At 46.8% G+C, this 12792-nt stretch carries 11 protein-coding genes; 7 read left to right on the top strand and 4 right to left on the bottom strand.

All coding sequences use genetic code 11. The features are described 5' to 3' along the window. The first annotated feature begins 71 nt into the window (after positions 1–71). From QUA02_RS27385 to QUA02_RS27395, 3 genes are all read left to right on the top strand, one after another. Complete coding sequence (locus tag QUA02_RS27385; protein ID WP_333032491.1) at positions 72–752, top strand: hypothetical protein; 681 nt, start codon at positions 72–74, stop codon at positions 750–752. Between the two features lie 257 nt (positions 753–1009). Continuing rightward, complete coding sequence (locus QUA02_RS27390) at positions 1010–2749, top strand: RluA family pseudouridine synthase (RefSeq protein WP_333032493.1); 1740 nt, start codon at positions 1010–1012, stop codon at positions 2747–2749. Positions 2750–2951: 202 nt separating this feature from the next. Next, positions 2952–4070: an alkene reductase gene (locus tag QUA02_RS27395; protein WP_333032497.1), complete on the top strand. Its 1119-nt coding sequence runs from the start codon at positions 2952–2954 to the stop codon at positions 4068–4070. Positions 4071–4301: 231 nt separating this feature from the next. On the opposite strand, the gene QUA02_RS27400 is transcribed toward QUA02_RS27395, so the two are convergent. Continuing rightward, positions 4302–5204 (bottom strand): ATP-grasp domain-containing protein, encoded by a 903-nt coding sequence (locus QUA02_RS27400; RefSeq protein WP_333032500.1) that lies wholly within the window; start codon positions 5202–5204, stop codon positions 4302–4304. A gap of 133 nt (positions 5205–5337) precedes the next feature. On the opposite strand from QUA02_RS27400, the gene QUA02_RS27405 reads away from it, so the two are divergent. The 3 genes from QUA02_RS27405 (at position 5338) to QUA02_RS27415 (ending at position 10492) form a co-directional block, all read left to right on the top strand. Next, on the top strand, positions 5338–6345 hold the full coding sequence (locus QUA02_RS27405; protein ID WP_333032503.1) for a protochlorophyllide reductase: 1008 nt from the start codon (positions 5338–5340) through the stop codon (positions 6343–6345). 486 nt (positions 6346–6831) lie between these two features. After that, entirely contained in the window at positions 6832–8895 is a 2064-nt protein-coding gene (locus QUA02_RS27410; protein ID WP_333112342.1) for a ShlB/FhaC/HecB family hemolysin secretion/activation protein, read from the top strand. A 307-nt stretch (positions 8896–9202) separates the two neighbouring features. Then, the gene (locus tag QUA02_RS27415) at positions 9203–10492 is read left to right on the top strand and encodes a DNA sulfur modification protein DndB (RefSeq protein WP_333032507.1); all 1290 of its coding nucleotides are present in this window, start codon (positions 9203–9205) and stop codon (positions 10490–10492) included. Positions 10493–10644: 152 nt separating this feature from the next. Here the strand turns inward: QUA02_RS27415 and QUA02_RS27420 are convergent, their stop codons facing one another. The 3 genes from QUA02_RS27420 to QUA02_RS27430 form a co-directional block, all read right to left on the bottom strand. Next, positions 10645–10926, bottom strand: coding sequence for a DUF5615 family PIN-like protein (locus tag QUA02_RS27420; RefSeq protein WP_333032510.1), 282 nt, complete (start codon positions 10924–10926; stop codon positions 10645–10647). A gap of 92 nt (positions 10927–11018) precedes the next feature. Continuing rightward, entirely contained in the window at positions 11019–11309 is a 291-nt protein-coding gene (locus tag QUA02_RS27425; RefSeq protein WP_333032513.1) for a hypothetical protein, read from the bottom strand. Further along, the gene (locus tag QUA02_RS27430; RefSeq protein ID WP_333032514.1) at positions 11306–11857 is read right to left on the bottom strand and encodes a DUF6036 family nucleotidyltransferase; all 552 of its coding nucleotides are present in this window, start codon (positions 11855–11857) and stop codon (positions 11306–11308) included. The genes QUA02_RS27425 and QUA02_RS27430 overlap by 4 nt, the downstream gene beginning before the upstream one ends. Before the next feature lie 219 nt (positions 11858–12076). On the opposite strand from QUA02_RS27430, the gene QUA02_RS27435 reads away from it, so the two are divergent. Next, positions 12077–12694: a Uma2 family endonuclease gene (locus QUA02_RS27435; protein ID WP_333032516.1), complete on the top strand. Its 618-nt coding sequence runs from the start codon at positions 12077–12079 to the stop codon at positions 12692–12694. Positions 12695–12792 lie beyond the last annotated feature (98 nt).

Raw genomic sequence — 12792 nt, forward strand, 5'->3', positions numbered from 1 at the left:
GATTGCACTCACTTTCTTCACTTCTCTGCTGCAAAAGCGATCGTATCCCTCTTTAAAAACTGTCCGGAGTATTGTTAACTACCTTTAGCGGCAGTGACAGTTTCACTTATACGATTAGCGATGGAACTGCTACAGCTACGGCTTCAGTTGTTGTTGAAGTCGGGGTTGACCTGGACGGCAGTAATGGGACAGATGGACTAACAGGGACACCAGGAGACGATCGCCTTAATGCAGGTAATGGGAAAGGAACGCTTATTAACAAACAGGTGTGGCTGTCTTTAGGAGATGGTAACGACACAATCACTAGCAGTGGCGGCATTTACAACGACGGTATCATTGAGACTGGCAATGGTGATGACTCTATCATTGTTGATGGAGGCGTTGATGGCACTGGTACCGGATATGGCATTTATAACGACGGCGGTAACATTAATACTGGTGATGGTAACGACTCCATCATTGCTCATGAAGGCTTTAAGTCAGCCTTGAATAGCAGTGGAAGTGTGTTTTTAGGAGAGGGCGAAGACTATATCAAGGGTTTTGGTAGCGGTGATTTTTATGGCGGAAACGGTAATGACACACTAGAATTAACGCCAGGAAGTTATACCGTTGGGATATGGGAGCCATCGACGACTTTCTTCACCCAAGGTGACCAACTTCTGATAACTTCCGAGTTTGAAAAACTCATAGCTGGTGGCACAACGTATGACTTCACCAGTTTGACTGCTGGTCAGACAATTATTATCGTCTAGCAGTCTATTTGGAAGTAGGGGACAGCTAGCTATGAGAAAAGTTTTGCTGTCCTGAAAGAGCCTTGATTCTTTACTGATAACGCTTTTCTCCAATCTCCTGAAAGAAAAGGTTAAAAATTGTGGCGTTGCTGATTAGGAGTATGATTTGCCTCCGAAATTTAGAGTAGGGGCAATTCATGAATTGCCCCTACTCTAAATTTCAAGGATTGCTATAGCGAGTGAATCATACCTAAATTCAGCAACCCCCCAAATTTAATATGCTATTTCTGCACCCGCTTTTAGATTTCACGGATTGCTTTACCGACGGAGAGCGAGAGTCGATCGACTCGCGCCCCAATTATTGGTACGAAGGCCTTTGTCCTCAAAGCGGCGAGCTGCTGAGACTGCCGCGCACTCGAATGTCCGAGGATCTCGCCCGGGGTTTGATGCAGTACCTTGCTGCTGACGGTGCCTACGATCGCGAAGGGAAGATGTACGGCATATTGCTGGTGGAGATGCCTTCGGGGGAACAGCGGATACTCAAAGCATTTTCCGGGCTGCTGAACGGTTGCAGCATTGTTGAAGGCTGGGTGCCGCCGATTCCGGGACGAGATCGGGTTGCTTTCGAGGAAGCCCGCACGTTAACTCAATTGGAGGCGATGAAACAGGAACTTATTGCACTGAATCAACTCCCGCAGCGACAAGAGCATGAAGTTTTATTTCGCGAGTTTGAATTGCAATTGCAAGTTTTGAGCGATCGGCACCGCAATTGCAAGCAGCAGCGCGATGAAAAACGCCAGTTAGTGTGTCAAACTCTCGCAGCAGAAACACTAGAAATTAACCTCGAACAACTGAATCAAGAAAGCCGTTTGGAGAAAATTGAACGCAGGCAATTGAAACGACAGCGGGATGAAACATTGCAGCCGCTAAAAGTATTAATTGAAGCTGCGGATCGGCGGATGCTGGCGCTGAAACAACGGCGAAAAGAACTTTCCCGCGAACTTCAGACGCAAATGCACGCGGCTTATACCCTGGTGAATTTTTTGGGGAAATCGCGATCGATCTCCTCATTAATGCCAAATAATTCTATTCCCACTGGCACCGGCGACTGCTGCGCGCCAAAATTGCTCCACTGCGCGGCAGCAAACAATCTGAAACCGCTGGCAATGGCTGAGTTTTGGTGGGGGCCGCCATCGGGGGATAAGATTCAAGGAGAGTTTTACGGCGCTTGTGGCGATCGGTGTCAGCCGTTGATGGGTTTTTTGCTATCAGGATTATCTCAAAATCCGATGGTTTCTAATATGGATGAGGGTTTGACGGGCGGGCTAGAAGCCCACCGCACAAGCAATAATTTTTATTGTGGAACGGGCATTTTGCCCGTTACGCAAATGCTACCGATTATTTATGAAGACAAATGGTTGATTGCGGTGAATAAACTCTCGGGGTTGCTGTCAGTTCCAGGTCGTTATTTGGAAAATCAAGATAGTGTTTTGAGTCGTTTGCGTAACTTGTTGCCTGATAGTTTTGATTTGACGGCGGTGCATCGTTTAGATGGGGAAACATCGGGTATTTTGCTATTGGCGCGGGACAAAGAAACGAGCAGTCAACTCAGGCAGCAATTTGAGAACAAGCAGGTTCACAAAGTTTATGAAGCGGTGCTTTCGGGTACTGTAAAAATTGATGCGGGGACGATCGATCTCCCACTTTGGGGCGATCCAGAAAATCGCCCTTACCAGCAAGTTAATTGGGAGTGCGGAAAGCCCAGCGTTACTCGCTTTCAGGTAATGGCGAGGGAGGGAAATGGCGATCGCGTCGAGTTTTTGCCGCTGACGGGACGCACGCATCAATTGAGGGTTCATGCAGCGGATGTTCGAGGGTTGGGGATACCGATTTTGGGCGATCGGCTTTACGGATGTCGGGCTGCTGCGAACCGGCTGCACTTGCACGCGCGGGAACTTTGTTTCGAGCACCCGCAGTTGGGAGAAAAGCTGCACTTGCAGGCAGAAACGCCATTTTGAGCTGAGGGCGATCGGGCAACAAGCGATAATCGATCGCGAATATGTGATGCTGTTAGCATTCCGGGCGATCTATTCAAGTTATATTAAGCTTATCTCCCGACAATCGGTGCGGAGGATATCACTTTAATTATCTTAACAGTTAACAGCTAACGTTAACTGTTATGTGATTTTCCTGATTTTTTAGTTGACAAACATCAAAATTATGACTGCTCAAACAACTTCTCCACTCCTGCTCAGTCCCTTCAAACTCGGAGATTTACCCTTAAAAAACCGAGTAGTCATGGCACCCATGACGAGATCCAGAGCCGGTGAAGCGCGGATGCCCAACGCCTTGATGGCAGAGTATTACACTCAGCGAGCCTCCGCTGGTTTAATCATTACAGAAGCCACAGTGATTTCTACTCAAGCTAATGGTTGGCTCAATACGCCCGGTATTTATTCAGACGAGCAAGGCGAAGCTTGGAAACAAGTTGTGAATGCGGTTCATGCCCGCGAAACGCCGATTTTCATGCAGCTTTGGCACTGCGGGCGGGCTTCCCACAGCAGTTTTCATGAAAACAATCAATTGCCAGTTGCAGCGTCTGCCATCAAAATAAACGGAGAAGGCATTCATACCCCTCTAGGCAAACAACCCTACGAAACTCCCCGCGCTCTAGAAACGGCTGAAATCTCGCTGGTTGTAGAAGATTATCGCAAGGCGGCGGAACGGGCAAAAATGGCTGGTTTTGACGGTGTAGAAATTCACGCGGCTAACGGCTATCTCATTGACACGTTCCTGCAATCCAAAACCAATCACCGCACTGATTCCTATGGTGGGGGAGTCGAAAATCGCTACCGTTTTCTCAAGGAAATTGTGGAGGCGATTATCACAGTATTTCCGGCAAACAGAGTGGGAGTTAGGCTTTCTCCCAATGGTGTTTACAATGATATGGGTTCTCCAGAATATCGGGAAGATTTTCTGTATTTCGCAGGGCAGTTAAATGCCTACGATTTAGCTTACCTTCACTTGGTGGACGGTCTGGCTTTTGGCTTTCACGAATTGGGAACGCCGATGGTGATAGGTGAGTTTCGCGATGTGTTTGCAGGGCCGCTCGTCGGCAACTGCGGATATACTCAAGAACAGGCTGAAACGGCCGTGAGCAGCAAAGTTGCGGATTTAATTGCTTTTGGTCGGGATTTTATCAGCAATCCCGATTTGGTAGAGCGTTTTACTAATGGTTGGCCGCTCAATCCGCCTGCTGAAGTGGGCGTCTGGTATTCTTTTGGGCCTGAAGGTTATATCGATTTCCCTAGGTATCAGGAATCTCAAGCTATTTCCTGAGCGTCAGATTACATGGATGACACCTGCTGTTATACCAATTCTCCCAAGTCTTGCAACAATCATGAGTGTTAGGTTTGTTTCCTGAACTATCAGGTAAGGTGCGTCGCTTTGAGATTGTCGCTCTTTTTTATGATTTAAGGGTGGCGACGCACCCTACAGCTACTGTTGCATGACTTTTGAGAATTAGTATTAGATCCCAGACTTCTTAAAGAAGTCTGGGATCTGGGTAATCTAAAATTGATTGACTGCTTCGTAATCTTCCCAAGCTGCTTTTGCACCAAATTCGACGATCGCACTTAAATCACAAGCATATTCTCCAGCACAGCTAAAAGAACCAAGTTCCAAGACATAAAGCTCTCCCTCTGACTCGCAGATATCGATCGTGTAGACAGATTCTGGATACCAAATCACTTGTTTGAGAACTTCGCTAAGATAGTTTTCTAGATATCCTCCGCCGATCGTTTCATCAACTCTTTCTTCTCCGACTAAATAGAGAGAACCAGTAATAATGTGATTTTTATAAACAAAAAATCTCCATTCTTTCGCAATCGGTCGTTTGCCGCTGACTAATACAAAAGTGGTTTCATCTCTTTTTAATTCGCTTCCCAGAGACTGCATCGTGTTTAAAATATTCAGGTTAAAAACCCCGGCTCGAAATGACTTCATATTGCTGTCAGGTCGGACAAACAAATCTCCATCGGATGTGAAGTATTCCAGAATTTCGGTCTTTCTTCTGACCAATTCGCCCAAAGAAAGAAGAAAATATTTGTTATTTAACAAGTATTGACCAAAGTAAGTGTAGTAACTGGAACAGCGGAGATGCTTTTCGTCCATATAAGCGCCAGGAATCCACGGAGTTCTTAAGATATCCCGACCTAAATTTAGGGTTCCCATGAATAAAACACAATCATCAGGGGGAAAATATTGATGAGCTGCTTCTGGGCGAAAATTGAGATATTTAGTTTGTTTGTAAATGTATCCTTGTTTCTGCAATTCTGCTAAAAATTCTGATTCGCGATCGTAAATATTTTGTTCGATCAACCAATTTACTTTTTTCATGACAGTCTTGCGTTCGATCGGTGTTTGAGGGGCAACTCCCGCTGCATAGAGCGAAAATGACTCGATCGAGCCCAACGGCAAAAAGGTAGTTGAGATCGAGAACGTTTCCCCATATCCTAATAACCATAGGGTACTTCAAAACATCCGAGCTGCTAGCTCAGCTTTTGAATGCCTGAAAATAATCAATAGCGGAAGCGCTTTTAACAAGATGGCACAAAATCACAAGTCAACGGTTATCATCACCGGCGCTTCCTCCGGCGTCGGTTTGTACGGCGCGAAAGCTCTCGCAGACAAGGGATGGCACGTAGTAATGGCCTGTCGGGACGTGCGGAAAGCCGGAGACGCCGCCCAAGAGTTGGGCATACCTGAAGGCAGTTTCTCCATCATGCAGATTGATTTGGGCGATTTGGAGAGCGTGCGCCGGTTTGCTCGGGCATTTAAGGCAAGCGGCAGGCCTCTGGACGCTTTGGTGTGTAACGCGGCCATTTATATGCCTTTGATTAAGGAACCGCTGCGGAGCCCGGAGGGTTACGAGTTGACGATGACTACCAATCACCTGGGTCATTTCCTGCTGTGCAACCTGATGATGGAAAATATGAAGCCTTCCTATTATTCCGATGCGAGAATCGTGATTTTGGGAACTGTGACTCACAATCCAGACGAGTTGGGCGGGAAGATTCCGCCGCGCCCGGATTTGGGCAAGTTTGAGGGTTTTGAAGCGGGTTTCAAAGACCCGATTTCGATGGTTGACGGCAAGAAGTTTGAACCGGTCAAGGCTTACAAAGATAGCAAAGTTTGCAACGTGCTGACGATGCGAGAATTGCACCGCCGCTTTCACGAATCCACGGGGATTACTTTCACTTCGCTGTATCCGGGATGCGTCGCGGATACGCCGCTGTTCCGCAATCACTATCCTTTGTTTCAGAAGCTGTTCCCGCTGTTTCAGAAGAATATCACGGGGGGTTACGTGTCGCAGGAGTTGGCGGGCGAAAGGCTGGCGATGGTGGTTGCCGATCCCGAATACAAGCAATCTGGGGCTTATTGGAGTTGGGGGAACCGCCAGAAAAAAGATGGCAAGTCTTTTGTGCAGAAGGTTTCTCCCCAGGCCCGCGATGATGAAAAAGCCGATCGGATGTGGGAGTTGAGTGCTAAGTTGGTGGGATTGACTGACGGGGCTCAAATGGGTGCTGCGGCTGGTGCGGGCCGCTCTGCATAATTCAGAGTTGATGCACCAAAATCAACAGGTAGCGACAGTTTCTCACCCCCCATACCGGGGGGTGAGAAACCCGGTTTCTGAGAGTTTTGCCTTGGGTAACGAGAAATCTCGGAAGAAACCGGGTTTTTGAGGGGAACTGCGAGCGGACTTGAAGTATTGCTGTGAAAAAAACCAAGGTGATGGCCGTCAAGTACGATCGCGAACTGTAGCGGGATCGGCCTGAAAGCGCTGGTTTTGCGACCAAAGAAATAAGGTTTTTATTTTGTTTGCGATCGGGCGCGTGCGATATTTGTTCGGATCGGAACTCGGTTTGTGCGTAAGTTTAGGGGGATGAACAGCGGTGGATCGACCTTTTGGTTTTTAGCGCCTGCGAAATTGTTGGCGGCGACGGCTGTTTCCTTTTTTTGCGGTTAAGATTAACTTTAAGCTGAGGGCGCTTAATTACTGAAAATATTTTTACCCAATTATTCGAGATAATTATATCCTATGACTTGTCGATCGCACAAACTATTTTTACTCGCGGGAATCTTTGGGTTGGTTTTGTTGGGAAAACCAGCGAAAACATCCGCTAGCACAGTGGAAATTTTGACCTCAAATGTTGAGGATTTGGCAGCAGTCAGCAGCGGAGGCGATCGAGCTTTAGCCCCCAACAATACCAATCTTGACAAACGCGAAGACTTGCCCGTAAAAGACGAGGAAACGCAGTTATCCACAGAGTCCGAACGATCGGCACTGTCGCCAACTCTACCATTATCGGCACCTGCGGAAATCCCCGACTTAGAGTCGGAAGCGGCAAATTCAGCCGATCGCAGATTCAGCACAAAAACTCAAGAAACCGAGCTTTTTAACTCAGGTCAAAAGCTAGAAGAAAATATTGGCATAAAAAAAACCAATTTGGGTATCGATGGCGACTCCCAACTCAGCCAACTGCCCAACCCTATTCTGCCCAGAGAACCCGAATTACCAGCTCCTGAGCCGCCGCAACCGCCTGCGCCGTCTCCCCTCCAACCAACGCCGCTAACACCAGTTCCCGGCGATGCTAGGCCGGAGATTCCGGGTACAATTCAGGTCGATCGCTTTGAATTTGAAGGCAACACAGCTTTTAGCGATCGCGAACTCGCAGAAGTTATTAAAGAGTTTGCGGGGCGCGAAATCACCTTTGCCGAACTGATCGCAGCAGAAGCAGCCGTCACTCAAAAATACGTGGCGGCAGGATACATCAATTCCGGCGCTGTAATTCCCGCCAACCAAACCTTTCCCAGATCGGGAGGTGTGGTGACAATTCGGATTGTAGAAGGCGGATTAGATGAAATTGTGATTACTGGAAACAGGCGCTTAAATTCAAATTACGTGCGATCGCGCCTCGATCGCGCCACCAGACGCCCCCTCAACCGATCTCGCTTGCTGGAAGCCTTGCAACTGCTGCAACTCGACCCCTTAATTGCCAATATTTCCGCCGAACTCCAAGCCGGAAGCCGCCCGGAAAACAGCCGTTTAGAAGTGCGCGTCAAAGAAGCAGACAGCTTTAGCGCTGAAGTGTTCGCAGACAACAACCGATCGCCCAGCGTCGGCAGTTTTCGGCGCGGTGTTCGCATCAATCAAGCTAATTTGCTCGGTTTGGGCGACGGATTAGAGGTATCTTATGCTAACACCGACGGCAGCAACGAATTCAACGGCAGCTACACAGTCCCCGTCAACGCGCGCAACGGCACGATTGGATTCGCTGCGAGTGCTGCTAGCACCAACATTATCGAGGAACCCTTCGATGCTGCCCAAATCGAGGGAAAATCGCGGACTTACGAATTAACTTACCGCCAGCCGATTGTCGAAAAGCCCGATCGCACTTTGGCTTTGGGAGTGAGTTTTTCGCGGCAAGAAAGCGACACATTCCTGTCGGGGGAACCATTTGCGCTGTCGGCGGGAGCAAACGATCGCGGGGAAACGCGGGTTTCGGCTGTGCGCTTTTTTCAAGAATACGTGCAGCGGAGTTCCAGACAAGTGTTCGCGGCGCGATCGCAGTTTTCTCTCGGCACCAATTTTTTGGGCGCTACTGCGAACGATAGCGGGCCCGACAGCCGCTTTCTGGCGTGGCGCGGACAAGCCCAGTACGTGCGGCTGCTAGCACCAGAAACCTTGCTGATAGTGCGTTCTGACATTCAATTAGCCGATCGCCCCCTGCTTTCCCTCGAACAAATTGGGATCGGCGGCGTTCAAAGCGTGCGCGGATACCGCCAAGATTTGCTGTTAACTGATAGCGGTGCGATCGCCTCTGCGGAGGTGCGAATACCGGTTTGGCGTGTCCCGGAAGTCCAAGGATTGTTGCAAGTCGCTCCGTTTATCGATTTTGGGGTAGGGTGGAACCATTCGGAGGAAAAGCCGAATCCCGACTCGGACAAACTGCTGGGTGCGGGTTTGGGGCTGGTTTGGCAGATGGGCGATCGGTTGAATGTGCGTCTCGACTACGGTATTCCTTTGATAAATGCTCGATCGGGCGATCGAACTTTGCAGGAAAAAGGCATCTACTTTAGAATCAATTATTTTGCGTTTTAAATTGTAGGTTGGGTTGAGTGCGATCGAAGGCTTCGCTTCGCTTCGCCCAACACTTTCATCTTTAGCGCTGACGGTCAAATTTTATTAAGTGGCGGCCTCGATCGCCCGATTAAACTGTGGGATGCCGCAACCGGACGCTAGGGCTATAGCAAAATAGCCTATCCAAAGGTCTGTTTGTGAAAACATACCTAATAATCTCTTGACAATCCAGTTTGTTTGTGAAAACATAGCTAATGTACAGGATAACAAACCAATTGTTTGTAACAATATACTACATTGTTCCACTTATATTCACAGCAGAGGCTTTATGGCTTTAGTCATTCCAGGCGTAAAAGGACATTTGGGCAACACTGACTTCTATCAGGCAACGATGAAAGTTCGTGACCTAGTACAAGGAGTACGGTCGGCTAGCGAACTTGATGAGTGGACAACAATGAGCATTGAAGAGCGGATACAGCGCGACCCAGACCTCAAACGAGTTAAGGAGCAGATTGCTCCCTACATAGCAGAGTCCGAGGATCGGTTCTTTGGTGCAATGGTTGTATTGGTCTACAAGGGGGAAATTTACTTTGACAGTCTACGAGACTGGGTATCTAATAAAGCTCCACGCGCTTATCAATCAGTCTCAGATAATATTGGTGTCCTTACAATAAATGGTGGTTCCCTCATCATGCTTGATGGACAGCATCGCCTTCTAGCTCTTGAGAAGGTAATAAAGGGTGAGGTGATTGGATCATGCCGCGAGGATGTGCCAAATGATGATGTCTGCGTCATTTTTATTCAGCATGAAAGCAATGAGAAAACGCGTCGGATATTTAATAAGGTTAATCGCTACGCAAAACCAACCAGCAGAGGCGACAATATTATTACAAGTGAAGACGACCGTAGCGCCATCATTGCTCGCAAATTATTAAGTGAAGGAGCGCCTTTGGGTGTTAAAGTGCGTGGAAGCAGCGATGTAATTGTTGAATGGAAGAGCAGTGCGCTTGCGGTGAGAAGCACAAAGCTGACGACAATTAGTGCTGTGTATGAGACCGTTAAGCTTATTCTTAAAGGCGAGAATGTAGCACTTGACCCTAATAATCGCCCATCGGAAGAAGAATTAAATCAGTGCTACGAAATAGTTGAAGAATTTTGGAACGTTGTATTAGACGGTTTACAACCCTATAAGGAAGCCCTTGAAGATAGCAGTCGCATACCTCAAATGCGAAAGGATGATCAACCCTACTCGCTCTTATTCAAACCAGTTGGTCAACTAGCTTTATTTAGAGGACTAATTGCAGCAACACGCGACAATCGATTGGCGCTGCGCGAGGCAGTGCGACGAGCCAGCAAAATAGATTGGCAAATGTCATCAGAAATCTGGACAAATTTTCTTGTAGCTCCCAGCGGTTCTATGCTTAGGGGAGAACAGCCACCAGTACAGGGAGGTAAGCTGATTCATTACTTAATCGCCGCTGACAAGATGAATGAAGAGGAAATTGCTGATATTCAGCGAGAATACAACATCGCACATGGAATAGACCTTAATATTAACGAATCGCTTCCATTACCTCCGCCTATTGCTGAAATTTTTTCTACGGCTGTTGGAACATAGGTCTGTCTCATAATTTGTGGCACATATATTCAGGGAACTACTTAACGGGGTGGTTCTCTGTTTTGTTTCAACTCTCGTAGTTGGGTTGTCATCCGCCACCATACTGCCAACCCAGCAAGCTAACTTATAATTGTATTACAGTTGCGGTACAATTATGATAAAGCAAGCAGCGATAAAGTCTCGTCTTCATAAAATAACTCGATCGCGCTAAAATCCCGACGTAGCAAATTTTCAAATTGCAATGTCGAAGAGTTTCCCAGGCGAAGCCAAATAACTTTTGGTGGATTCCCAAATACTAAGCTCAGATCGTGCATATCCCCGTCTTTCGAGACAATAATCAAATTATTGTCTTTTGCATAATCCCAAACTATTGGGTCGATCGTTGCTTTCTTACCCACATCTCGAACGTGAATTGTGTTCTCGACCTTTGCCAAATCTTAGCCTAGGGCTGCGGATCTGGCAAGGTTGTCAATCTTGTTTTTAATACGATCGCGCAAAAGTTTTTTGAACTCGCGTAATCCAATTCTCATAGCTTATACATATAACGAAGTTCAAGTGCGTTGCAAAAGCTATTCAGGCGATTCAGCAAAGCATTGTAATAGAGGTAGGCATCATCCCGTTCATCTTCAAGAAGAGCATACAGGGTCAGTTCTGGCTCTGCTGCTAGACGATCTTTAGGAACATCTAAGCCGGCTTCGGCTAGGCGCGTTGCTGCGATCGCGACTAACAATGACCCAACTGTATTCGTCTTACCATGATGAAGATCGTCCAATCCAGGTAGAATTAGCTCCGCTCCCGGCAACTCATTCAAGCTCATGACTGTTCCTCCTCTGAGTTACCTTCAAAACGTTCGATGAAGTTCTCAACTTTGCTTCTAAGCACATCAGGATTAAGAGAGGGGAATCGTATTAATTCGGGTGCAATGGCTTCAAAGTTATCATGCAGTTCTTCTAAGGAAAATAATTTCTGTTCGTACATGGCTTGAACATCTTTAATGTCACGGTCAAATCCCCTGGATAGTTTGGAGAGCGCTTGGGCTGTGAAGTCATAGTGATAAAACGAGATTTGACCGTGTTTGCCAATAAAGATGCTCCTGTCACGCCAGCCCGGAAGTGGAGGTAAGAAATCCTGTGGGGAAGCTAGTTCAATATTAATGTTCAATTCTTGTTTGATGTTGGCTATCGCTTGAAAGATGCCTGGGGGTTCAGGATCTAGACGAATATCGATATCAACTGTGGAACTCCGCCATCCAATCAGTAGGGCACTAGCACCACCCGTAAAATAAATGCAGCCTGAACCCTGAGCTTCTCTACCCAAGACTTGCATCAATCGTTCTATCTTCTGAGAGTCAACATTTGGACGCATATTCTGCACACATATTTAAACAGAAACAGATTTCCTCAGCCGTCGCACTGAAAAAAGCTATCTTTATTATATTTGGGAAAAGTCCACTTTAGGGGTGAAAGAGAGCCGAGAGCCGATCGAACATTGGGACGATCGCACTGATACGATCCAAATATATAATTATGATGGAACCGGAAACGATATAAATCCTAACCTAGTTAACACAAGAGGGCTTGTCTTATGGTTCAGACAAAAACTAAACTAACATTTGCAGATTTTCTCGAAAAGTACCCAGACGGATCGGGCATCTACGAACTTATAAATGGAGAGATTGTCAAAGTGGAAGCAATCAGAGCTCATAAAAATGTGGCACGATTTCTAGTATTTGGCTTTAACGATGAAATCAGGCGCTTGGGGCTTGACTATATCGTTGACAAAGATATAGTTTTGAGAACTGTAACAGCTTCAGGACAAGAACAAGGCAGAAATCCTGATGTTGGCGTGGTTAAGGCATCTGTATGGAACAGCAATGTACGTGGCTACGGAGCCCTTACCGAACCTATCCAATTAGCAGTAGAAGTTACCTCAACTAACTGGGAAGACGACTATGTGGATAAACTAGATGAGTATCAACGCCTCGGTATTTGTGAGTATTGGATTGTGGACTATTTAGCGATCGCTTCTAGGGCTTATCTAGGAAATCCCAAAATTCCCACAGTTTTCGTTTACTCTTTGGAAAATGGCACTTATTTAGTTCAAAATTTTAGAGGTAATGACCGCATTATCTCTAAAACTTTTCCTGAACTAGAAATCACTGTCGAGCAACTTGTACTCAGCAGCCAAATTCAAAACATTTAGAGCAACGAGATGAGATTACACTGATAAACTTTATCCTGGAAAGAGTGTTTTTATGCCTCGCTTGCATTACTCGTTACTATTTGCACCATTCTCAAGAA

This window comes from Microcoleus pseudofavosus SVA1_A4 (assembly GCF_036700565.1).
In the GTDB taxonomy this organism is placed as follows: Bacteria; Cyanobacteriota; Cyanobacteriia; order Cyanobacteriales; family Microcoleaceae; genus Microcoleus.